Below are 22,851 nucleotides of genomic sequence, written 5' to 3' on the forward strand. Positions count from 1 at the left end.
ACGGCCGCACCCCGCAGGAGCGAGCATGTCGAATCGTCGCACCGTCGCGATGGTCGTCAACGATAATGCTGGCAGCCTGACACCCAGCGGCGTCCTCGGGTCCATCGCGAGCATGCTCGCTCCTACAAGGGACGATCCCCATCAATGAGCATGGAGCGTTACTCATGAATCCCGCTGAACCGGTTACAGGCTTGATCCTTTCCGGCGGCGGGGCTCGGGCGGCCTATCAAGTGGGGGTGCTGGCGGCGATTGCCGAGTTGCTGCCATTGGGTGCGGACAATCCTTTTCCGGTGATCGTCGGCACGTCCGCCGGCGCTATCAATGCCGTCAGCCTGGCCAGCGGGGCGACGGATTTTCGCGCGGCCATCGAGCGGCTGACGGCGTTCTGGCAGGGTTTTCGCAGCCATCTGGTGTTGCGCAGCGACTGGCCGGGCGTGATCAGCCAGGCTGCCCGGTTCGTCAGTCACAGTTTGTTGGGCCTTGGCGCCCCGGTGCCCGTGGCGTTGCTCAACAGCTCGCCGCTACGCGGATTACTCGACGACAAACTGCACATGGGCGACATTGCCCACGCCATCGAGCAGAAGCAGTTGCAGGCCGTCGCGGTCACGGCGTTCGGCTATGAATCCGGTCAGGCGGTGACGTTCTATCAGGGCGGCGGCACTATAGACGCCTGGTTGCGCCATCGGCGGATCGGCGTTCCCACACAACTGTCGGTCGACCATTTACTCGCCAGTTCGGCCATTCCGCTGCTGTTCGCTCCGGTGAAAATCGGCGAGGAATATTTCGGCGACGGCGCGGTGCGCCAGTCGGCACCGATCAGCCCCGCCCTGCATCTGGGCGCCAACCGGGTGCTGGTGGTGGGTGTCAGCGGCAACCCGCGCGGCATCGACCCGGAGCAGCCGCTGCAACGCGCCTATTCCGGTCAGCAGCCAACCTTGGCGCAGATCGGTGGGCATTTGCTCAACAGCACGTTCATCGATAGCCTGGAAAGTGATATCGAACTCTTGCAGCGCTTGAATCAGTTCAGTCGCCTCATGCCCGATGGCACGCCGATCCGTACGTTGGGGGTGGCGCCAGTGGAGGTGTTGGTGATTTCGCCCAGCCAGCCGATCGACGAAATCGCCGCACGCCATCGCCAGGAACTGCCAGCGGCGCTGCGCCTGTTCTTGCGTGGGCCGGGAGCGACCAAGACCAGTGGGGCGGGGGTGTTGAGTTATCTGCTGTTCGAGGCGGGGTATTGCAGCGAGTTGATTGATCTGGGACGTCGGGATGCGTTGGCCAAGCGCGGGGAGATTTGCCGGTTTCTCGGGTTGGCGGAACCTGTGGTTTCGGCTTGAGATTGGCGGTGCGGCATTCGCGAGCAGGCTCGCTCCCACAGTGAATCTTCAGTGCGACAAAGATCAAATGTGGGAGCGAGCCTGCTCGCGAAGCTTTTACATCAGAAGTGCACCTTGACCAGGAAGCTGGTCACGCTCTGGTCGGTCTTGAAGCCCTGGCTGTCTTCGATACCGTACTTGTTTTTCCAGTAGTCATACTCGACACCGACGTACAGCTGCTTGGCGCCCAGGTTCAGCACCTTGCCCAGGTCGTATTTGATCTGTGGGTTGAAGTGCAGGTTGGCGTGGTATTCGCCTTTCTTGTTGACGTCGTTGTCAACGACCCAGTCCATGAAACCGTCGATCAGCACATCCGAGTCACCCACTGGAAGGGTATAGGACCAGACCGGGGTGACTTGCCAGATGTTGTCACCCGGGCGGTCGCCTTCGGTATGACGGTTGTAGAAGTTCAGCTGGAAGTAGTCAAAGCCGGGGATGGCCAGGTCGAAACCCGGACCGATCAGATACGACTCGGTATCGTCTTCACCGAACTCATAGGTCATGGCCAGCAGCACGTCCTTGATCGGACCGAACTCCAGCTTCTGATCGAAAATCTTGTTGAACGACAGGCGCGGGCTGAATTCACCATAGTGAGTGTTCTTGCCTGCGAAGGCGTCTTCCTTGCCGTTGTAGAAGATTTTGTCGATGAAGAAGAAGTTGTCGCCGTATTTCCAGCCGTCGGCGTGTTCGAAGGTCACCGTCTGCTGGATGCGTGGGTTGACCTGGAAGTCCTTGCCATACAGGTAGGTCAGGCTGTTGTTCTGCCATTGCAGCAAGTCGCCGGCCATGGCCTGACCCCCCGCCAGCAACGATCCTGCCAGCATCAGGCTAGTGCACGTACGTTTCATTCGGTTGCTCCCAAAAAGTAGTGGTTTCACGTTATTTTTTTAAGGTCGACGCTCTGGTGTGGCGCCTTTTTCCGTAGCTGCAAAAAAATCATCCATTCGGTCAGCTTTATGCTGTTAGCAAGAGCTGCGCCAAGGCTTTCAGAAAACAAAAAAACTCCCGTTCGGCGGCTCTGGAGCAGTCGATTGAGAGTGGTTTGGGGGTGCCTTGGTACCGTCCAGAGCCGGGATAAGTTGGCTTTCTGGTCAGGAATTAAATCCGGGCTTTTTTTTAAAGCGGATTCAGGCGGCCGCGGAGAATACTGACTCCCCGGCCAGGTCTCAAGTGCTCCGCAACAGCGCACCGACGACAGGTTTGGGGCACGGTTGCGGATCATCTTAGAAATGCACCTTCACCAGCAGGCTGGTGGTGCTTTCGTGGGTATCGAGGTTGTTGTTATTTTCGATGCCGTACTTGTCTTTCCAGTAGCTGTATTCGACGCCGACATACACCTGCTTTTCCCGCCAACCGAGGGTTTTGCCCAAGTCATATTTGACCTGGGGGTTGAAGTGCAGGTTGGCGTGATACGTGCCGCGCGAGTTCTGGTCATTGTCGACGACCCAGTCCAGGTAGCCGTCGATCAACAGGCTCGAGTTGCCCAGGGGCACGGTGTAGGACCAGGCCGGCGAGATCTGCCAGACGTCATCACCGGGGCGCGAGCCTTCGGTCTGGCGATAGTAGAAGTTCAAGGTGAAAAAGTTGAAGCCCGGTACCGCGAGGTCGAAACCGGGGCCGATCAGGTACGCCTCGCTGTCGTCTTCGCCATTTTCGTAGGTCAAGGCCAGCAACACATCCTTGATCGGGCCGAGTTCGAATCGGCGGTCGAGAATCTTGCCGAAGGAGAGGCGCGGACTGAACTCGCCGTAATAGGCGTGTACGCCTTTGTTGCGGTCCTTCTCGCCGTTGTAGTAGGTGCTGTCGATGAACATGAAGTTGTCGCCATACTTCCAGCGGTCGGCGTGTTCGAAGGTGATCGTCTGCTGGATCGGCGGGTTGACCGCAAAATCCTTGCCGTACAGATAGCTCAGGCTGTTGGTTTGCCACAGCAGCAAATCGCCGGCCATGGCTTGGCTCGCAGCCAGGAGGCCAGCACCCAACAGCATGTTTTTCTGTGTCCGAATCATCTGTTGCTCCCTCTTGTTTTTATTTTTCAAGGCGCAGGAAACCCCAACCCCTGTAGGAGCGAGCATGCTCGCGATGGTCGTCAACGATTACGCGTGGTGTCTGGTTAACGCGTTGTCTTTACGTCCATCGCGAGCATGCTCGCTCCTACAGTGGGGGGGGCGTTTCTGTCTTAGTGGGCGTGACAGTCGTTGATGGCCGCGCGTTCGGCGCCACCGAGGATGTTGAACAGCAAGTTCAGGGTCAGCGCGCTAAGCGTGGCCATGGCGATACCGCTGTGGGTGATCGGGCTCATCCACACCGGCAGGTGGGCGAAAAACTCCGGTCGTACCACCGGAATCAGGCCCATGCCGATGCTCACCGCCACCAGCAATTGGTTGCGTCGGTCACCGATGTCGGCTTCCTGCAGGATCTTGATACCGGTGGCGGCGACCATGCCGAACATCGCGATCGCCGCGCCGCCCAGCACCGCCGGTGGAATCGAGGCCACGAGGAACGCGGCCTTGGGTAGCAGGCTCAGCACGATCAACAAGCCGCCAGCAACGATGGTTACTGAGCGGCAACGTACGCCGGTCATCTGCACAAGGCCGATGTTCTGCGCGAAGGAGGAGTGGGTGAAGGTGTTGAAGAAGCCGGCGAAGAACGAGGCGCCGGCGTCACACAACAAGCCGCGACGCAACATGCGCGGGCAGACTTCCTGGCCGGTGATCTTGCCCAGGGCCAGGAACATCCCGGTGGACTCGACGAAAATGATCACCACCACCAGGCACATCGAGAGGATTGGCGCGAGCTCGAATTTCGGCATGCCAAAGTGCAACGGCGTGACAAATTGCAGCCATGGCGCCTGGGCCATGCCGCTGAGGTCGACCATGCCCAGCACGCCACAAAGCACATAGCCCAGGCACATGCCGATCAATACGGAAATGTTGACCCAGAAGCCGCGCATGAAACGATGCACCAGCAGGATGGTGCCCAGCACCAATGCGGCGATGGTCAGGTAGATCGGTGAGCCGAATTGAGCGGCTTGAGCACCACCGCCGGCCCAGTTCACGGCCACGGGGAACAGCGACAAACCGATCGAGGTGATGACCGTGCCAGTAACCAGCGGCGGGAAGAAGCGCACGACCTTGGACATGAATGGCGCGATGAGCATGCCGAAGAACCCGGCGGCGATGGTCGCGCCGAAGATCCCCTGCAGGCCGATGCCCGGCATGCCGGCCATGGCGACCATGCTGCCGACGGCGGCGAAACTGGCGCCCATCATCACCGGCATGCGAATGCCCATGGGGCCGATACCGAGAGACTGGACGATGGTGGCGATGCCGGCGACCAGCAGGTCGGCGTTGATCAGGAAGGCGATTTCTTCACGATTCAGGCCAGCGGCCTGTCCGATGATCAGCGGCACCGCAATGGCGCCGCCGTACATCAGCAGAACATGTTGCAGACCGACCAGGATCAGTTGCAAAAGGGGCAAACGCTGAATGGCGGGTGCGTCGGGGATGCGTGCTGGGGAGAGCTCGGACATGCAACACCTCGGATCATTTTTATTCTTGTGATTTTTTGCATCAGGGTCGACCGCGGTGCGGCCATTCGCGAGCAGGCTCGCTCCCACAGGTTTTGTATTGTCTGTGTGGGAGCGAGCCTGCTCGCGAAGCTTTTATTGCTTAATTGGTCGGGGCACCCTGAACGATCCAGGCGCCGATCAGGTCACGTTCCTGCTGGGTCATCTGGGTGATGTTGCCCAAAGGCATGATTTGACTGGTGACGGCCTGGGCCTGGATGCGCGCCGCGTTCTGGCGGATCTGCTCGGGGGTGTCGAACATCACGCCGGCGGGAGCGGCGCTGAACAGCGGGCTGGTCGGTTTGGCCGAATGACAGACTGCGCAACGTTCCTGGATCACGCTGTGCACCTTGTCGAAACCAGGGCCGGCGTTGGACGCCTGAGCTGGCGCGGTTGCAGGGGCTTCGGCAGGTTTTGCTTCAGCCGGTTTCAAACCACCACCCACTGCTGTTTCCGGCAGAGGCTGGTACTCGATCGCGGCAGGTGCCTTGGCCACTTCAGGCGCGCTGGACATCGGCTTCGGACCAGACACATAGGCCAGGCAAATCATGCCCACCGCTGCCACCGGCAGGGTCCAGGCGAACTTGTGGCTGTCGTGACGGGTGTTGAAGTAGTGACGCACCAACACCGCCAGTACCGCGATCCCGGCCAGGATCAGCCAGTTGTATTGGCTGCCGTAGGTGCTCGGGAAGTGGTTGCTGATCATGATGAACAGCACCGGCAAGGTGAAGTAGTTGTTGTGGCGCGAACGCAGCAGGCCTTTGGCCGGCAGCGCCGGATCGGGCGTGCGGTTCTCGGCGATGGCCGCCACCAGTGCGCGCTGCGCCGGCATGATGATGCGGAACACGTTGCCGACCATGATGGTGCCGATGATCGCGCCGACGTGCAGGTATGCACCGCGACCGCTGAACACCTTGCTGAAGCCATAGGCGGCGCCAATGATCAGTACGAACAGGATGAAACCGAGCAGGGCAGGGCGTTTGCCCAGGGCCGAGTCACAGAGGAAGGAGTAGATGAACCAGCCGATGAACAACGAGCCGATACCGATGGCCACGCCTTCAGGGCCGCTCAGGGTGCTGCCCGGAGCCAGCAGGTAGAGCGTCGGGTTGGAGTAGAACACCACGCACAGCAGCGCGATACCCGACATCCAGGTGAAGTAGGCTTCCCATTTGAACCAGTGCAGGTTGTCCGGCATGGTCGGTGGAGCCAGTTTGTATTTTTCCAGGTGGTAGATACCGCCGCCGTGGATCGCCCACAGATCACCGGCCAGACCGCTTTTCGGGTTGACCCGATTGAGGTTGTTTTCCAGCCAGACGAAGTAGAACGATGCGCCGATCCAGGCCACGCCAGTAATCATGTGAACCCAGCGCACGCTCAGGTTCAGCCATTCCAACAGATGTGCTTCCACAGTCTTTACCTCTCGCCTGTCACTCTGTTGTCGAGTGATCAGACCTTCTCTTATTGGTGGGGGGCGAGGATCAAACGCTCATCCTCTTTGAAAAAATGCTCATCGCAGTTGTTGCCTGTGCCACTGCGATCAACCACCAGGAAGTCATCCCGCTTTTCGATCGTCAGCACCGGGTGGTGCCAGACGCCGCGATGGTAATTAATGCCCTGCCTGCCGTTGGTGACGAAGGCGCGGACCAAGCCTGATACAGGTTCATCGCCAAGTGGCGCGACCACGATCAGAAAGGGGTTGCCGAGCAGCGGAATGAAAGCCTGGCTGCCCAGCGGATGACGCTCCAGCATGCTGACGGTCAGCGGCATGTCCTGCGCGTCGGCGCGGAAGATGCTGATGATCGCCTTGTCCTCTGGCGTGGCGGTTTCCACCGTCGCCAGTTTGTGAAAGCGCATGGTCGAACCGTTGTTGATCATGAAGTGATCGCTGCCGTCGGTTTCGATCACGTCACCGAAAGGGGCGAAGGCTTCTTTGGTCAGCGGTTCAATCGTCAGTGTGCGCATGCTGGTCTTCTTATCCAAAATTTGTGTTGTTTGATCTGACGCCTTCGCGAGCAAGCCCGCTCCCACAGGGGAATGCATTTCAAATGTGGGAGCGGGCTTGCTCGCGAATGGCCTCAGCGCTTATTTAGCGACCTTGCCGAGGACGCGCAGGCGGCTCACACCACCGTCGGGGAACACGTTCAGGCGGATGTGGGTGATCGGGCCCAGGGCCTTGATCTGCTCGGCGAAGGTGTGTTCGGCGTGCATTTCCAGCTTCTGGCTTGGCAGCAGTTCACGCCAGAACAGCGACTGGGTTTCGATCTGGCTGTCAGTACCGCCCTTCACGAACGCGCCCTGGATCGAGCAACTGTCCGGGTAGTTGCCCTTGAAGTGCAGGGTGTCGACGATGATTTTCTCGATCTCGCCCGGATGGCCCAGGGCGACGATCACCCAGTCATTGCCTGGCGTGCGACGACGTGCGGTTTCCCAGCCGTCGCCCATGTTGATGCCACGGCCCGGGTTGAGGATGTTGCTCATGCGGCCGAAGTGCTCGTCGGAGCAGGCGAGGGCGCGGCCACCGTTGAGGGCTGCCGCCAGGTCGACCTGCTCGTTGTCACCCACCGCCGACCAGTCGCGGAACGGGATGCCGTACACGCGCAGGCGAGCCACGCCGCCATCCGGGTAGATGTTGAAGCGCAGGTGGCTGAACGCCTGGTCGTTGCTGATTTCGTGGTAGTGGTGGCTGTTGCCTTGCAGCTCGACGGCCGACAGCACTTCGGTCCACTGGGTGTTTTCATTCGGCTCGCCTTCGGCCAGGAAGCAGGCTTCCAGGGAAGCCGACGGCGGGAAGTTGCCGGTGAAGAATGAAGTGTCGATGTCCACGCCTTTGATCGAGCCAGGCACGCCCAGGCGAATCACGGCGCTGTCGTAGCCTTCGAAGCGCTTGCGGCGCGACTCCCAGCCGTCCATCCACTTGCCGTTATCATCGAACACGCCCTCCTTCCACACGGCCGGGGTCGGTTGAAACAGACGGTTGGCGTCTGCGAACCAGTCATCGGTGACCGAGATGATCTTGGTGCCCAGGCGGGCGTCGGCCAGGTTGACGAACTTCTCGAAAGGTACGGCGTAAGCTTTCATTCTTCTTGTCTGCCTTTAATAAGTTGGCTTGGGATGCTTGCAGTGCCCTGGGTGCTTCAGCGTTTTTAACACTCGGGCAAAACTCGCTATAGGGTCAGTAATCGGAACAGGGCGATCTTGTTGATCTCCGCCAGCGCGCACTTGAACTCGGTATCTACCGGGTTGTGGATGCGCGTTTCGAACGCCGCGAGGATCTGATGCCGGTTGCTGCCTTTTACCGCCATGATGAAGGGAAACTTGAACTTGGCCTTGTAGGCGTCGTTCAGCTCGGTGAAGCGCTGGAACTCTTCGGCCGTGCATTGGTGAATACCGGCGCCAGCCTGTTCATGGGTGCTGGCTTCGGTCAATTGGCCCTGGACGGCAGCTTTGCCAGCCAGGTCCGGGTGAGCGTTGATCAGGGCCAACTGGCTTTCGTGATCAGCGCTCAACAGGATGTCGCTCATGCGCTGGTACAGGGTTTCGATCTGGTCGATCGAGGCATCCTGGCCCAGGTCAAAGGCCTTCTCGGCCACCCATGGCGAATGTTCGTAGATGTCGGCGAAGGCTTTGACGAAGGCGTCGCGGCTCAGGGTCGAGGGTTTCAATGTTTGAAAGGCGCTCATTTCGCGGCCCCTTGGTACGGGTGGGTTTCCTGCCAGTGGCGTGCAATGTCGACGCGGCGGCTGAACCACACCTGTTCATGACTTTTAGCGTATTCGATAAAGCGCTTGAGCGAAGCCAGACGCGCCGGACGGCCGATCAGGCGGCAGTGCAGGCCGATCGACAGCATTTTCGGGGCTTCGGCGCCTTCGGCGTAGAGCACGTCGAACGCATCCTTGAGGTATTCGAAGAAATCGTCGCCCTTGTTGAAACCCTGCACCTGGGTGAAGCGCATGTCGTTAGTGTCCAGGGTGTACGGGATCACCAGGTGCGGCTTGCCGGTCGGATTGTTCGGTTCCCAGTAGGGCAGGTCGTCGTCGTAGGTGTCGCAGTCGTAGAGGAAACCGCCTTCCTCCATCACCAGCTTGCGGGTGTTGGGGCCGGTGCGACCGGTGTACCAGCCCAGCGGACGCTCGCCGGTGATTTCGGTGAGGATGCGGATCGCTTCGAGCATGTGCTCGCGTTCCTGGGCTTCGTCCATGTACTGGTAGTCGATCCAGCGGTAGCCGTGGCTGCAGATTTCGTGGCCGGCATCGACCATCGCGCGGATCACATCCGGGTGACGCTGGGCGGCCATGGCCACGGCGAAGATGGTCAGCGGAATGTCGAATTCCTTGAACAGCTTCAGAATCCGCCAGACGCCGGCGCGGCTGCCATACTCGTAAAGCGATTCCATGCTCATGTTGCGCGCGCCCTGTAGCGGCTGGGCAGACACCATTTCCGAGAGGAATGCTTCGGACTCTTTATCGCCGTGCAGGATATTGCGCTCGCCGCCTTCTTCGTAGTTGAGAACGAATGACAGGGCGATGCGGGCATTGCCCGGCCAGTGTGGGTGCGGAGGGTTACTGCCGTAACCGATCAGGTCGCGAGGGTAGTCAGCGCTCACTGCAGTCTTCCTTCTTATATTCGTGGTGACAGTTGGTGTGACGCGACTAAAGGTTGGATCACTGGGTGGCGTCACAGCGATGGGGTGATTGTATACAACTTTATATTCACTTTGTAAGCCTGATTTTTTGCATTTTTCGTTAACGGTCATCTTTGCGTGTTAGCGACACGCACCTGCAAGAAACTTGCCTGGCTGGTCAGTTATTGATTGCAGGGTTTGGAGGGGGCGGGCTTCGCAGGAAATTCGCGGGATTTTTATCGTTGGCGGCATCAGGCGCAAAAATGCCGTTTTTATTGTGTACAATTTTTTTGAAAAGTGTCTTAATCAATCGCTCGCCGCAGCTTTTCGTGCTCCGAATCGGTGCGGTCTCCTTTCATCTGACTTCGGGAGGCGCGAAGCCTGGCTGCTCCACGCAGGCAGGTGCGCAGAATCAATGGGACGTTTGACTACACATGTTTTGGACGCTGCACATGGTTGCCCGGGCAGCTCGATCAAGGTCGAGTTGTACCGCGTTGAAGGTTCGCAGCTGGAATTGGTCGCCAGCGCGATAACCAACAGCGATGGTCGTGTCGATGCGCCGCTGCTGCAAGGCGATGAGTACCGGACCGGTGTCTACCAGGTTCAGTTTCATGCGGGCGACTACTACCGCGCCCGTGGTGTCCAGTTGCCGGAGCCGGCATTCCTGGATGTGGTGGTGCTGCGTTTTGGTATCTCTGCCGAGCAGGATCATTACCATGTGCCGCTGCTCATTTCGCCCTACAGCTATTCAACGTACCGAGGAAGCTGATCCCCCAAGCAGCTTTCTCCACCTGGAAGCGACTGCGCATATAGCTTCTTTGGTCTTTCGCCCGCTCACACTGCGGGCTTTTTTTCGCAAAAAATCCTGGGTGGCAAAGGCCGGATCCGCTGCTACATAAAGCCCATCCCGCCAAAACAGGGTGTGACGAAGACAATTCAGTTACTTATTGAGCAGGCAAAAAGGCGATTCATGTAGTATAACTACAAGCGTGCTACATCCCCGGCGCCTGCCAAATAAAAAAGAGTCCAGCCCTTTGAATCTGCTGCAACACATCGCCCAGTCTCGCCACCTGTTACGCAAGTCGGAGCTCAAGGTCGCCGATCACGTTTTGCTTGATCCTGCGGCCGTGATGCACAGTTCCATGGCGGACCTGGCCCACAGCGTGGGGATCAGTGAGCCAACCATCGTGCGCTTTTGCCGCGCCATCGGTTGCTCGGGTTTCCAGGACTTGAAGCTCAAGCTGGCCCAGAGCCTGGCGGCGGGCGCGAGTTTCGGGCAGTTCGCGATCCATGAGGACGATTCGGTAGCGGACTACAGCCTGAAGATTTTCGACACCACCCTGCACACGCTGATGGAGGTTCGCGAGAAGCTCGATCCGCTGGAGTTGCAGCGTGCGGTGACGCTCATGTCCCAGGCCCAGCGCGTCGAATTCTATGGTTTCGGCGCCTCGGGTGCGGTGGCGGCAGATGCGCAGCACAAGTTCTTCCGCTTGCTGCTCACGGCGGCGGCGTATTCCGATCCGCACATGCAGGCGATGTCGGCGGTCACCCTGAAACCAAGCGACGTGGCGATTTGCATTTCGCAGTCCGGCCGCTCCAAGGATTTGCTGATCACCGCCAACCTGGTGCGTGAGAGTGGCGCCTCGTTGATCACCTTGTGCCCTAGCCAGACGCCTTTGGCTGAACTGTCGACCGTCAACCTGGCCATCGACGTGCACGAAGACACCGAAATCTACACGCCGCTGACCTCGCGCATCGCCCACCTGGTGGTGATCGATGTGTTGGCCATGGGCGTGGCCATGGCCCGCGGGCCGAGCCTGGTCAACCACCTCAAGAGCGTCAAGCGCAGCCTGCGCAGCTTGCGCCTGTCGCCCAAGTCGGTGAAAGCGCTGGACGACTAAGGTCAAAAGATCGCAGCCTGCGGCAGCTCCTACAGGTGTTCACAAATCCCTGTAGGAGCTGCCGCAGGCTGCGATCTTTTGATTGTTCATCTCTCTGTCACCGACCCGCCGCCAAACCGTCATCCCTCGCGCCTATCTTGAAACTCCCGTATTCGACTTGGGAGAACGCAAATGGCCCAGCCCTACGAAGAGCGCAACAGTGTCGTCAAAACCTGTCGCCAGCAGGAAGACCGGCGCCGCATGGCGTTTCGCCGTGCGATCGAAGATCGTTGTGAGCAGCGTCAGCTTCTGGCCGAGATCGCCGATTTTACTGGCGACCTTGAGCTCAATTACTGGCAGGCGGCAGCGACAACTTCCCGTCGAAGCGCTCAACCAGCGCGCTGATCTGAATTCTTTCGCTTCGAATGAACGCAAGGAAGGCGTGAGCCACCGGTGACAGGCGCTTGGCCTTGGCCTGTACCAGGCACCAGCTGCGGTAGAGCGGCAGTTCTTCGATCGGCAATTCGATCAAGCCGCCGGTGGCCAATTCAAGGTTCAGGGCGTGGCGCGTCAACAGTGCCACGCCCAGGCCCGCCAGCACACATTCGCGCTGGGCTTCGGCCGAGGAGACCTCCTGGGTCTGGTTGAAATGCACACGTTTCTCCTTGAAGTATTCTTCGCAGGCCAATCGCGTGCCCGAACCCACCTCGCGCATCAGCAAGGTGTAAGGCTCAAGATCCTGTAGGCGCAACGGCCCCTGATGGCACAGCGGGTGGTCCGGCGGGGCCACCGCAACGATCGGATTGTTCAAGAACGGCAGGAACTCCAGCCCCATGTCCTGCGGCACCATGGACATGATCACCAGGTCGTCGCGGTTGTCCGACAGTCGTCGAATCACCTGGGCGCGATTGACCACCGTCAGTTGCAGGTTCACTTCCGGATGCTGGCGCTTGAAGGCGGCAAACAGATGCGGTACGAAATACTTGGCGCTCGATTCCACCGCCAGTTTTAGTTGGCCTTGCAGGGAGCCCTGCATGTCCGACAGTTGCATGTCGAGGTTTTCCAGGCGCCCGAAAATGTCCCGGCTCGCTCGTTGCAGCGCTTCTGCGGCCTCGGTCATGTAGAGTTTTTTGCCGACATAGTCGAACAGCGGCTGGCCAACCAGCTCTTCAAGTTGACGAATCTGCAGGCTAACGGCCGGTTGCGTGAGGGACATTTCGTCGGCTGCCCGGCTGTAGGACCTCAGGTCACAGACTTCGTTGAAGATCTGCAATTGACGTAATGTCATACGCATCAAGGACTTACGCATTTTTTGAACACTCTGGCCACGGGCTGGTGTGTCAACTATAAGTCTTTACTTATGCATGACCCAATAATTATTCATTTTTGTTAATCCCTTGTGAGCGCTAGTGTGGCGGTGCGACCAAATTGAAACATTTGGTCACTCGTCGACCTGGTCTAGCAGGTCGTGGGTACCACCGGATCAAGGGAAACTCCAAGTGATAAAAAAGATCCTGATCGCCAACCGCGGTGAAATTGCCGTACGAATCGTACGCGCTTGTGCCGAAATGGGCATTCGCTCGGTCGCGATCTATTCCGACGCCGATCGCCATGCCCTGCATGTCAAACGTGCGGATGAGGCCCACAGTATTGGTGCCGAGCCACTGGCCGGTTACCTGAACCCGCGCAAGCTGGTGAACCTGGCGGTGGAAACCGGTTGCGATGCCTTGCACCCCGGTTACGGATTCCTCTCGGAGAACGCTGAACTGGCCGACATCTGCGCCGAACGCGGGATCAAATTCATCGGTCCATCGGCTGAAGTCATTCGCCGCATGGGTGACAAGACCGAAGCTCGCCGCAGCATGATCAAGGCGGGTGTCCCGGTCACCCCGGGTACCGAAGGCAACGTTTCGGGCATCGAAGAAGCCCTGACCGAGGGTGACCGTATCGGCTACCCGGTGATGCTAAAGGCTACCTCCGGTGGTGGCGGTCGCGGTATCCGTCGCTGCAACAGCCGTGAAGAACTTGAACAAGCGTTCCCGCGCGTCATTTCCGAAGCCACCAAGGCGTTCGGTTCCGCGGAAGTGTTCCTGGAAAAGTGCATCGTCAACCCCAAGCACATTGAAGCGCAGATCCTCGGCGACAGCTTTGGCAACGTTGTGCACCTGTTCGAGCGTGACTGCTCGATCCAGCGCCGCAACCAGAAGCTCATCGAAATCGCGCCGAGCCCGCAACTGACCCCGGAACAGCGCGCCTACATCGGTGACCTGTCGGTGCGCGCAGCCAAGGCCGTGGGTTACGAGAACGCCGGTACCGTGGAGTTCCTGCTCGCCGAGGGCGAGGTGTACTTCATGGAAATGAACACCCGGGTGCAGGTGGAACACACCATCACCGAAGAAATCACTGGCATCGACATCGTCCGCGAGCAAATCCGCATTGCATCCGGCCTGCCGCTCTCGGTGAAACAGGAAGACATCCAGCATCGCGGTTTCGCGCTGCAGTTCCGGATCAACGCCGAAGACCCGAAAAACAACTTTTTGCCCAGCTTCGGCAAGATCACTCGTTATTACGCACCCGGCGGCCCGGGCGTACGGACCGACACGGCGATCTACACCGGCTATACCATTCCACCGTTCTACGATTCCATGTGCCTGAAACTGGTGGTCTGGGCGTTGACCTGGGAAGAAGCGATGGACCGCGGCCTGCGCGCGCTGGACGACATGCGCGTGCAAGGGGTCAAGACCACCGCGGCCTACTACCAGGAAATCCTGCGTAACCCGGAATTCCGTAGCGGCCAGTTCAACACCAGCTTCGTCGAAAGCCACCCTGAACTGACCAACTACTCGATCAAGCGCAAACCCGAAGAGCTGGCCCTGGCCATCGCCGCCGCCATTGCCGCCCACGCAGGCCTGTGAGGAATAGAACAATGTCCAAGAAGATTTTCGTAACCGACACCATCCTGCGCGACGCCCACCAATCGCTGCTCGCGACCCGCATGCGCACTGAAGACATGCTGCCGATCTGCGACAAGCTCGACAAGGTCGGCTATTGGTCGCTGGAATGCTGGGGCGGCGCAACGTTCGACGCCTGCGTACGCTTCCTCAAGGAAGACCCGTGGGAGCGTCTGCGCCAACTGCGCGCCGCGCTGCCTAACACTCGCCTGCAAATGCTCCTGCGCGGCCAGAACCTGCTGGGCTATCGCCACTACAGCGACGACGTGGTCAGGGCTTTCGTCGCCAAGGCAGCGGTCAATGGCATCGACGTGTTCCGCATCTTCGACGCCATGAACGACGTGCGTAACCTGCGTACCGCCATCGAAGCGGTGAAAGCCGCCGGCAAGCACGCCCAGGGCACCATCGCCTACACCACCAGTCCGGTGCACACCATCGACGCGTTCGTGGCACAGGCCAAGCAGATGGAAGCCATGGGTTGCGACTCGGTGGCGATCAAGGACATGGCTGGTTTGCTGACCCCCTACGCCACCGGTGAACTGGTCAGGGCGTTGAAGGCCGAGCAATCGCTGCCAGTGTTCATTCACTCGCACGACACCGCCGGCCTGGCAACCATGTGCCAGCTCAAGGCGATTGAAAACGGCGCCGACCACATCGACACCGCAATCTCCAGCTTTGCCTCCGGTACCAGCCACCCAGGCACCGAGTCGATGGTCGCGGCCCTCAAAGGCACCGAGTACGACACTGGCCTGAATCTCGAGCTGATCCAGGAAATCGGCCTGTACTTCTACGCCGTGCGCAAGAAGTACCACCAGTTCGAAAGCGAATTCACCGCGGTCGACACCCGTGTTCAAGTCAACCAGGTGCCGGGCGGGATGATTTCCAACCTGGCCAACCAGTTGAAAGAGCAGGGCGCCCTGAACCGCATGAGCGAAGTGCTGGCAGAGATCCCGCGGGTTCGCGAAGACCTCGGCTTCCCGCCACTGGTGACCCCGACTTCGCAAATCGTCGGCACCCAGGCGTTTTTCAACGTGCTGGCCGGCGAGCGCTACAAGACCATCACCAACGAAGTGAAGCTGTACCTGCAAGGTGGCTACGGCAAGGCGCCGGCCCCGGTGAACGAGCAACTGCGTCGCCAGGCTATCGGCAGCGAAGAAGTGATCGACGTGCGCCCAGCCGACCTGCTCAAGCCGGAAATGGCCAAGCTGCGTGCCGACATCGGTGCCCTGGCCAAGTCTGAAGAAGACGTGCTGACCTACGCCATGTTCCCGGACATCGGGCGCAAGTTCCTCGAAGAGCGTGCAGCGGGCACCCTGACCCCGGAAGTGCTGTTGCCGATTCCGGAAGCCGGTGGCGTCGCTTCGGCTGGCGGCGAAGGCGTGCCGACCGAGTTCGTCATCGACGTCCACGGCGAAACCTACCGCGTCGACATCACCGGTGTGGGCGTCAAGGCTGAAGGCAAGCGTCACTTCTACCTGTCCATCGACGGCATGCCGGAAGAAGTGGTGTTCGAGCCGCTCAACGAATTCGTCGGCGGCGGCAGCAGCAAGCGCAAGCAGGCCAGCGCACCAGGCCACGTCAGCACCACCATGCCGGGCAACATCGTCGATGTGCTGGTCAAGGAAGGCGACAGCGTCAAGGCGGGCCAGGCTGTGCTGATCACCGAAGCGATGAAGATGGAAACCGAAGTCCAGGCCGCCATCGCCGGCAAAGTCACCGCCATTCACGTGGCCAAGGGCGACCGGGTGAATCCGGGCGAGATCCTGATCGAGATCGAAGGCTGAGTTAACGGCCGCGATACAACGCTTTAAACCTCGGGGGGGCATGTGCTCCCCTTTTTTTTTGCCCGGACATTTACCATTGGTCCCTTGGGCACCTTCCTCCAATGTTTTTGAACAACCTACGGCACTCGCGCGAGCTGTGATGGCCTAAGCATCAGGGCGCAACGTTGCGTCCGGTGACTGGCCAGGATCGGATATGAACGAAGAGACGCTAAAAGATAAATCGCTGGCGGTTTTGCTGGTGTTGGTGAGCATCGCGTTCATCTGGATCCTGCTGCCTTTCTACGGTGCGGTGTTCTGGGCGGTGATCCTGGGGATTGTCTTTGCGCCCATGCAGCGCCGGCTGCAGCTGAAGTTCGGCTGGGAGCGCAACCTGACTTCGTTTTGTACGTTAAGCATCTGCCTGGTGAGTGCGATCCTGCCGGTGATCATCATCAGCTTCCTGCTGGTTCAGGAAGGCACCGCGCTGTACAAGAGTATCGAGAGCGGTGAGCTGGACATTGCCGCGTATGTAACGCAGTTCAAGCATCACCTGCCGCCGTATTTCCAGCATTTGCTCGATCGGTTCGGCGTGGGTGAGTTGAACGGGCTACGGGAGAAAATCGTCAAGAGCGCGATGGCAGGCGGCGAGGTGACAAATCGGGTGTTCAGTCTTGGCCAGGGTACATTCGAGTTCATCGTCAGCTTTTTCATCATGCTCTACCTGTTGTTTTTCTTCCTGCGCGACGGCGCTGAACTCGCGCGCAAGGTACGCATGGCCGTGCCACTGGAGGAACACCAGAAACGCCGTTTGCAGCTCAAGTTCAATCGCGTGGTGCGAGCCACGGTGAAGGGCAACCTGTTGGTAGCGATTACCCAGGGTGCATTGGGCGGAATGATTTTCTGGTTTCTCGACATTCCGAGCGCGTTGGTCTGGGCGGTGTTGATGGCGCTTCTGTCCTTGTTGCCGGCGGTCGGGGCAGGGATTGTCTGGGCGCCGGTGGCGGCGTTTTTCCTGTTGACCGGCGCAGTCTGGCAAGGCGTGGTGCTGGGGTTGTTCGGGGTGTTCGTGATCGGCCTGGTGGATAATGTGCTGCGCCCGATCCTGGTGGGCAAGGACACGAAGATGCCGGACTACATGATCCTGATCTCGACCCTGGGCGGCCTGGCGTTGTTCGGGCTCAACGGGTTTGTCATCGGTCCGTTGATCGCGGCCCTGTTCATGTCGAGCTGGGCCATTTTCATCGAGACCAAACCGCGGGTTCAGTTGCCTTAGGCACTGAGCTTGCCTGGCTGTCCCGTGCCGATTTGCAGGGACAACGCCTGGGCGTCCGGTAGTGAGGTCAGCGGGCCGCTGATTTGTTCGCCGTCCTGGACCAGGTACCAGCAGGCGAGCAACCCAAGCGCTCTGAGCGGTGCGGGAACGGCGCTGCCGATAACGGACATGATCTGAATCTGAGACATCATAGGGACCTCCATCAATCTGTGGAGTCACCTTACGGTCCGCATGCGTCGAGGGAAAATCAACGTTTTCAATAGTGGTCATTGATGCCAGTGAGGTCAGATCACCGGCTGACGCTCAGACGACCACCTGGTCGAGCATATGAACCACTTCCTGCTCGCTGAGCAGCCCCTTTCTCACCAGGTTCTGCGTCAGCAGCGAAAGGAACTTGGCGCTGCGATGACCTTCGAGCTGCTTGAGTTCCGTCAGGGCGTTGTAGACCTTGCTGCAAGTGCACAGGCCATTGATGCGGTGCGGGTTTTGCGTGGGCATGAGCTCGTCCTTGTTGTTATTGACCCGTTGCAGGCGCCGTTATTGCTGTTGCTGGCGCAAAAGGGAAGGGCGAGTCAATCTTGCCGACTTCACCGGTCGACACTGTCCCGAGAACGACGCCGACAGGATCTTTCCAGACCTGTGGCGACGAACGGCGGATTGCGCGCGCGGGATTACCAGCGGCCGTAACCGTGGGGCGGACCGTAGTAGCCGCGAGGTGGGCCGTAGTAACCACGGGGTGGGCCGTAGTAGACCGGTGCCGGGCGGTAGTAGATCGGTTGCCCCACATACACCGGTGCGGGTTGGTAGTAGACCGGTGGGGGCGGCGCCATGTAAACCGGCTGCGGTTGCGCATAAACCGGCTGGGCGTAGACCGGTTGCGGCGTCACGTACACAGGCCGGTTGCTGTTGATGATTGCCGAGCCAACGATGGCAGAGCCGACGATCGCGCCAAATACCGCCGGACCTTCCCAACCGCCACCGCCATGGGCCTCTGCCTGGCCTGCGACCGCGAAGGCGCCGATCAGCAAAGCCACTGTGGGGATTCTACGGATCATGATGATTCCTCGGTGCTTCGCCCCGGCGCTTGTGTCAGCAATAGACTCAAGGAATGTCGCGGGGATACTTCTAAGACAGCTTTTTTTTAAAAATCAGCACAGCCGCCGGGTAAATTTTGTGTAAGGTCTGTGTCGTCATCCTTACGGTCACGCGGCGTCCGCCAGTGCACGCAAATATGATTGATCAGAACCCGATGGGCAGGCTAATCCCGTCCATCCGAAAGTGCAGCACAAGGAGATTCATATGCAGATGAACCCCAACAGAGACACCCAGCTGTGCATGTCCCTCTCCGGACGCCCTGGGAACTTTGGCCTGCGATTTCACAATCACCTGTATGAGCAGTTGGGGCTGAATTTCTACTACAAGGCGTTTTCCAGTCAGGATCTGCCGGGCGCCGTTGGCGGCATTCGCGCCCTGGGAATTCGCGGTTGCGGTGTATCGATGCCGTTCAAGGAAGCCTGCATAGCCCTGGTCGATGAACTGGACCCTTCTGCCGCAGCCATCCAGTCGATCAATACCATCGTCAATACCGACGGCCATCTCAAGGCCTTCAACACCGACTACATCGCCATTGCCCAGTTGCTGCAGACCCACCAGGTATCCAAGGACACCACGTTTGCGTTGCTTGGCAGTGGCGGCATGGCCAAGGCAGTGGCCAGCGCCTTGCGCGATGGCGGTTACCGCAACGGCTTGATCGTGGCGCGTAATGAGCGCGCGGGCCAGGCATTGGCCCAGTCGCTGGGTTACCCGTGGCAAGCCGAGCTCGGTGAACAACGTCCGCAAATGCTCATCAACGTCACGCCCATCGGCATGACCGGCCCACATGCCGAGCAGTTGGCGTTCGATGTCCATGCCATTGCGGCTGCGGATATCGTCTTCGATGTCGTCGCGGTCCCTGCGGAAACTCCGCTGATCGTGCGCGCTCGTACCGAGGGCAAACATGTCATCACCGGGCTCGAAGTGATTGCGATCCAGGCACTGGAGCAATTCGTGCTTTATACCGGTGTGCGCCCGACCGACGAGCAGTTTCAAAAAGCCGTGGAGTTTGCCCGCAGCAGCCTTGCCTATTGATTGACGGGCAGCCGCAATTGCCGCCCGCAAAGGCTCGCCCCTTTATTCGAGGCGTGCCAAGCGCTCTTCCAGCGCGGCAATTCGTGCTTCGAGCTCCTCGATCCGCTCCACCGACACAGCGCCGCCAGCACCACGCTCCGGCGCGTTTTGGCGGGCCGCGAGGATCGCTTCGATATCTGCCGGATCGCCCAGTGCATGGGTATAACGATCTTCGCGCTGTCCGGCCTGACGCGGGATCAGCACTGCCAGGCCACGGGCGATCAGGCGTTCCAGCTGATGCACGACCTGCTCGGCATCCTCGAAATCATGCATGCGCCCGCTGCGGGTCAGCAGTTCGTTGACCGTCTGCGGCCCCCTCAGAAACATCAGCCCGGTCAGGATCACCTGCGCTGGCACCAGTTCCAGTGCCTTGTCCACCTTGTGCTCCCAGCGATCGGCACGGCTGCCCATCACCAGTCGGGCGAAGCCGCGTCCTTCGAGGGCGCGCAGGCTCTGGCCGACCTGGCCCTGGGTGAGGTTCATCACCGGCTCGCGGCTGGTTTTCTGATTGCAGGCAATCACCAGGGCATTGAGGGTCAGCGGGTAGGTTTCCGGGCTGGTGGCCTGTTTTTCGATCAGGGAACCCAGAATGCGGATTTCCGTACTGTTCAGGCGTGGTTCGTCGAAAGTCGTTTCTTGCTCAGTACTCACAGTGTCTGGAACCTCGCTAAGGGTTGGTCTGGATTTTCTCGGCTTATAAGACCTCGTTGATGGAGGTTAGTCGAGCCTTGCCTGCGTGCAGCGCTTCATTGTCCACGGCATCGCTCGTTCGGACTAGGCAAGGCTGACGATTTCACCGCGTCCGCACAGCGGCAGACTTCATGTTCAAAGGGGTGTTGCGCCACGCGTGCCCCACCAGACGAGCAGAAGGCGCCGCGATGGAGTTTGCATTCAGCGACGAACAGGAAATGATCCGCGCATCGGCCGAGGGCTTGCTCGCCGATGTCTCGGATTCGGCCGCCGTGCGAGCGGCAATGGTCAGCGAACGGGGTTTCGACGAGGTCCTCTGGCAGCGGTTATGCCAGGAAATGTGTTGGCCGGCGATCCATATTCCCGAAGCCTATGGCGGCCTCGGGCTGGGCTTTGTCGAGCTGGCAATCCTGCTGGAGCAGATGGGGCGGCGATTGTTGTGCTCGCCGTTTTTCGCCACGGCTTGCATGGCCACACCTGCGTTATTGCTGGCTGCCAATGATCAACAGAAGCAGCGTTGGTTGCCTTCGATTGCTGACGGCAGCCTGACCGCGACCCTGGCGTTCAGCAGTGCCAATGGTTGGTCGGCTGGCGACGTCCAGGCCACGGCGGTGGCTGAGGGCGACGGTTTTGTCCTCGACGGCACGCTCAAGCATGTACTGGATGGCCATGGTGCCGACCTCTTGATCATTGCCGCACGGCAACCCGGATCGACCGGCGCGGCGGGCATCAGTCTGTTCGCCGTTGACGGCGCGCGAGCGGGCATCGAGCGGCAAATGCTGCCGACCATGGACCAGACCCGGCGCCAGGCTCGCATCGAGCTCAAGGGCCTGTACCTCGAAGCCGACTGCCTGCTGGGTACATTCGGCAACGGCTGGACGCACCTGGAGCAGGTCCTGCAACTGGCCTGCATCGGCCTGGCTGCCGAACAGACCGGCGGCGCGCAGCAGGTGCTCGACCTCAGTGTGGCCTACATGCAGGAACGCCAGCAGTTCGGTCGCCCCATCGCCAGTTTCCAGGCGCTCAAGCACCGTGCCGCCGACATGATGCTGCAAGTCGAATGCGCACGTTCGGCCTGCTACTACGCGGCGTGCGTCGCTCAGGAAGCCCTTGATCCCCGGGGCGATGCCGACGTGGCGGGCGAACTGCCGCTGGCCGCAGCGCTGGCCAAGGCGCAGTGCTCGGAAACCTTTTTCCACTGCGCGTCCGAGTCGATCCAGCTGCATGGCGGCGTCGGTTTCACTTGGGAATATGACCCACACCTCTACTTCAAGCGCGCCCGCGCCAGCGAGAGCTTCCTCGGGCTGCCGGCCTGGCATCGCGAGCGGATCGCCGCGGTAATTCTTGGAGAGCAACCATGAAAATCAGTTTCAGCGAGCAAGACGAGTGCTTTCGCCAGGAAGTCGCCGACTGGATGAGCGTCAACCTCTGCGGTGAATTCGAGTCCCTGCGCTTTCGCGGCGGCCCGGGCGATGAGCACATGTTTCCCCAGGAGCGCAAAGCCTGGGAGCGCAAACTGGCCGAGGGCGGCTGGACATGCGTTGGCTGGGCGCCGGAGCATGGCGGGCGTGGGCTGTCGATCACCCGCCAGGTGATTTTTCACGAAGAGTACGCTCGCGCTGGCGGCCCAGGGCGCATGGGGCATATCGGCGAAGGCCTGGCCGGGCCGACTATCGCCGCGTTCGGCACGGTCGAGCAGCAACAGCGTTTTCTGCCAGGGATCGTCAACGGCACGAGCTTCTGGTGCCAGGGCTATTCCGAGCCTGGAGCCGGCTCCGATCTGGCCAACGTCAAGACCCGCGCAACCCTGGACGAAGCGACCGGCAGTTGGGTGATCAACGGGCAGAAAGTCTGGACCTCCCTGGCCCATGAATCGGATTGGTGCTTTGTGATTGCTCGCACTGAACCGGGCAGCGTCGGCCATCGCGGTTTGTCTTTCTTGCTGGTCCCGATGGCCCAGACTTCAATCACCGTGCGACCGATCGAGCAACTGACCGGCACCTCGGAGTTCAACGAAGTGTTCTTCGATGACGCCCGCACCGACGCCGCCAATATTATCGGCGCGCCGGGCGACGGCTGGAAAATCGCCATGGCGTTGCTGGGGTTCGAGCGTGGCGTGTCGACCCTCGGCCAACAGATGCAGTTCCAGAACGAACTCAACGAAATCATCGCCATCGCCAAGCGCAACGGGGCTGCCCGCGATCCGATCCTGCGCCAACGCCTGGCCGAGGCCTGGAGCGGGTTGCGCATCATGCGCTACAACTCGCTGCGCATGCTCTCGGGTAGCCAGGACGGTTCTCTGCGCAAGGAGGCGACCATCTACAAGCTGTTCTGGTCGACCTGGCATGCCAGCCTCGGCAAGCTGGCGATGGACGTACTGGGCGCCGAGGCGGAACTGCTCGAGGCCGCGCCTTATCAACTGACTCGGCTGCAGTCCCTGTACCTGTTCAGCCGCGCCGACACCCTCTATGGCGGCAGCAACGAGATCCAGCGCAACATCATTGCCGAGCGCGCCTTGGGCATGCCCAGGGAGGCGCGTGCGGGCAAGTAACAAAAAGAGCGA

The 22,851-nt window shown here is 60.0% G+C and carries 24 protein-coding genes; 10 read left to right on the forward strand and 14 right to left on the reverse strand.

Features of this window, described 5'->3' with window-relative positions:
- The first annotated feature begins 164 nt into the window (after nt 1-164).
- Nucleotides 165-1,337 (forward strand): patatin-like phospholipase family protein, encoded by a 1,173-nt coding sequence (locus CGA21_RS18040; RefSeq protein ID WP_110749127.1) that lies wholly within the window; start codon nt 165-167, stop codon nt 1,335-1,337.
- A gap of 101 nt (nt 1,338-1,438) precedes the next feature.
- Here the strand turns inward: CGA21_RS18040 and CGA21_RS18045 are convergent, their stop codons facing one another.
- From CGA21_RS18045 to puuE, 9 genes are all read right to left on the reverse strand, one after another.
- On the reverse strand, nt 1,439-2,224 hold the full coding sequence (locus tag CGA21_RS18045; RefSeq protein ID WP_110749125.1) for an outer membrane protein OmpK: 786 nt from the start codon (nt 2,222-2,224) through the stop codon (nt 1,439-1,441).
- Nucleotides 2,225-2,250: 26 nt separating this feature from the next.
- Entirely contained in the window at nt 2,251-2,598 is a 348-nt protein-coding gene (locus CGA21_RS18050; RefSeq protein ID WP_188264724.1) for a hypothetical protein, read from the reverse strand.
- Between the two features lies 1 nt (nt 2,599).
- Nucleotides 2,600-3,385, reverse strand: coding sequence for an outer membrane protein OmpK (locus CGA21_RS18055; protein WP_020800417.1), 786 nt, complete (start codon nt 3,383-3,385; stop codon nt 2,600-2,602).
- 170 nt (nt 3,386-3,555) lie between these two features.
- Entirely contained in the window at nt 3,556-4,908 is a 1,353-nt protein-coding gene (locus CGA21_RS18060) for a nucleobase:cation symporter-2 family protein (RefSeq protein WP_110749123.1), read from the reverse strand.
- A gap of 139 nt (nt 4,909-5,047) precedes the next feature.
- Entirely contained in the window at nt 5,048-6,352 is a 1,305-nt protein-coding gene (locus CGA21_RS18065; protein WP_188264725.1) for a urate hydroxylase PuuD, read from the reverse strand.
- Nucleotides 6,353-6,402: 50 nt separating this feature from the next.
- Nucleotides 6,403-6,906, reverse strand: a complete 504-nt coding sequence (locus CGA21_RS18070; RefSeq protein WP_007988150.1) for an ureidoglycolate lyase — start codon at nt 6,904-6,906, stop codon at nt 6,403-6,405.
- Nucleotides 6,907-7,026: 120 nt separating this feature from the next.
- Entirely contained in the window at nt 7,027-8,022 is a 996-nt protein-coding gene (alc, locus tag CGA21_RS18075; protein WP_056853842.1) for an allantoicase, read from the reverse strand.
- Nucleotides 8,023-8,108: 86 nt separating this feature from the next.
- Nucleotides 8,109-8,624 carry a 2-oxo-4-hydroxy-4-carboxy-5-ureidoimidazoline decarboxylase gene (uraD, locus tag CGA21_RS18080; RefSeq protein WP_188264726.1) on the reverse strand — a complete coding sequence of 172 codons (516 nt, stop codon included), beginning with the start codon at nt 8,622-8,624 and terminating at the stop codon, nt 8,109-8,111.
- Complete coding sequence (gene puuE / locus CGA21_RS18085) at nt 8,621-9,547, reverse strand: allantoinase PuuE (RefSeq protein ID WP_020800423.1); 927 nt, start codon at nt 9,545-9,547, stop codon at nt 8,621-8,623. The genes uraD and puuE overlap by 4 nt, the downstream gene beginning before the upstream one ends.
- Before the next feature lie 433 nt (nt 9,548-9,980).
- Here puuE and uraH point away from each other — a divergent pair, with 433 nt between their 5' ends.
- From uraH to CGA21_RS18100, 3 genes are all read left to right on the forward strand, one after another.
- Nucleotides 9,981-10,334 carry a hydroxyisourate hydrolase gene (gene uraH, locus CGA21_RS18090; protein WP_020800424.1) on the forward strand — a complete coding sequence of 118 codons (354 nt, stop codon included), beginning with the start codon at nt 9,981-9,983 and terminating at the stop codon, nt 10,332-10,334.
- A 265-nt stretch (nt 10,335-10,599) separates the two neighbouring features.
- Nucleotides 10,600-11,466: a transcriptional regulator HexR gene (hexR, locus tag CGA21_RS18095; RefSeq protein ID WP_008056956.1), complete on the forward strand. Its 867-nt coding sequence runs from the start codon at nt 10,600-10,602 to the stop codon at nt 11,464-11,466.
- Nucleotides 11,467-11,637: 171 nt separating this feature from the next.
- Nucleotides 11,638-11,850 carry a PA3496 family putative envelope integrity protein gene (locus tag CGA21_RS18100; protein WP_188264727.1) on the forward strand — a complete coding sequence of 71 codons (213 nt, stop codon included), beginning with the start codon at nt 11,638-11,640 and terminating at the stop codon, nt 11,848-11,850.
- Here the strand turns inward: CGA21_RS18100 and CGA21_RS18105 are convergent.
- Nucleotides 11,792-12,754, reverse strand: coding sequence for a LysR family transcriptional regulator (locus CGA21_RS18105; protein WP_110749117.1), 963 nt, complete (start codon nt 12,752-12,754; stop codon nt 11,792-11,794). The genes CGA21_RS18100 and CGA21_RS18105 overlap by 59 nt on opposite strands.
- A 190-nt stretch (nt 12,755-12,944) precedes the next feature.
- Here CGA21_RS18105 and CGA21_RS18110 point away from each other — a divergent pair, with 190 nt between their 5' ends.
- The 3 genes from CGA21_RS18110 (at nt 12,945) to CGA21_RS18120 (ending at nt 17,432) form a co-directional block, all read left to right on the forward strand.
- Nucleotides 12,945-14,360, forward strand: a complete 1,416-nt coding sequence (locus CGA21_RS18110) for an acetyl-CoA carboxylase biotin carboxylase subunit (RefSeq protein ID WP_008056950.1) — start codon at nt 12,945-12,947, stop codon at nt 14,358-14,360.
- An 11-nt stretch (nt 14,361-14,371) separates the two neighbouring features.
- Nucleotides 14,372-16,180, forward strand: a complete 1,809-nt coding sequence (oadA, locus tag CGA21_RS18115) for a sodium-extruding oxaloacetate decarboxylase subunit alpha (protein ID WP_020800427.1) — start codon at nt 14,372-14,374, stop codon at nt 16,178-16,180.
- Between the two features lie 193 nt (nt 16,181-16,373).
- On the forward strand, nt 16,374-17,432 hold the full coding sequence (locus tag CGA21_RS18120) for an AI-2E family transporter (RefSeq protein ID WP_188264728.1): 1,059 nt from the start codon (nt 16,374-16,376) through the stop codon (nt 17,430-17,432).
- On the opposite strand, the gene CGA21_RS18125 is transcribed toward CGA21_RS18120, so the two are convergent.
- From CGA21_RS18125 to CGA21_RS18135, 3 genes are all read right to left on the reverse strand, one after another.
- Complete coding sequence (locus CGA21_RS18125) at nt 17,429-17,620, reverse strand: hypothetical protein (RefSeq protein ID WP_032831464.1); 192 nt, start codon at nt 17,618-17,620, stop codon at nt 17,429-17,431. The genes CGA21_RS18120 and CGA21_RS18125 overlap by 4 nt on opposite strands.
- A 115-nt stretch (nt 17,621-17,735) precedes the next feature.
- A complete protein-coding gene (locus CGA21_RS18130; protein WP_020800429.1) occupies nt 17,736-17,930 on the reverse strand; it encodes a hypothetical protein in 195 nt (64 codons plus the stop codon).
- 173 nt (nt 17,931-18,103) lie between these two features.
- Complete coding sequence (locus CGA21_RS18135) at nt 18,104-18,487, reverse strand: hypothetical protein (RefSeq protein WP_110749113.1); 384 nt, start codon at nt 18,485-18,487, stop codon at nt 18,104-18,106.
- A gap of 244 nt (nt 18,488-18,731) precedes the next feature.
- Between CGA21_RS18135 and CGA21_RS18140 the strand changes: the two genes are divergently transcribed.
- Nucleotides 18,732-19,559 (forward strand): shikimate 5-dehydrogenase, encoded by an 828-nt coding sequence (locus CGA21_RS18140; protein ID WP_110749112.1) that lies wholly within the window; start codon nt 18,732-18,734, stop codon nt 19,557-19,559.
- Nucleotides 19,560-19,601: 42 nt separating this feature from the next.
- Here CGA21_RS18140 and CGA21_RS18145 read toward each other — a convergent pair whose 3' ends face one another.
- Nucleotides 19,602-20,249 (reverse strand): YceH family protein, encoded by a 648-nt coding sequence (locus CGA21_RS18145; RefSeq protein WP_020800432.1) that lies wholly within the window; start codon nt 20,247-20,249, stop codon nt 19,602-19,604.
- A 227-nt stretch (nt 20,250-20,476) separates the two neighbouring features.
- Here CGA21_RS18145 and CGA21_RS18150 point away from each other — a divergent pair, with 227 nt between their 5' ends.
- Both CGA21_RS18150 and CGA21_RS18155 read left to right on the forward strand, forming a co-directional pair.
- A complete protein-coding gene (locus CGA21_RS18150; protein WP_188264729.1) occupies nt 20,477-21,649 on the forward strand; it encodes an acyl-CoA dehydrogenase family protein in 1,173 nt (390 codons plus the stop codon).
- Complete coding sequence (locus tag CGA21_RS18155; protein ID WP_188264730.1) at nt 21,646-22,839, forward strand: acyl-CoA dehydrogenase family protein; 1,194 nt, start codon at nt 21,646-21,648, stop codon at nt 22,837-22,839. Before CGA21_RS18150 ends, CGA21_RS18155 begins: the two co-directional genes overlap by 4 nt.
- Nucleotides 22,840-22,851: the final 12 nt, after the last annotated feature.

This window comes from Pseudomonas sp. PSB11 (assembly GCF_014596605.1).
In the GTDB taxonomy this organism is placed as follows: domain Bacteria; phylum Pseudomonadota; class Gammaproteobacteria; order Pseudomonadales; family Pseudomonadaceae; genus Aquipseudomonas; species Aquipseudomonas umsongensis.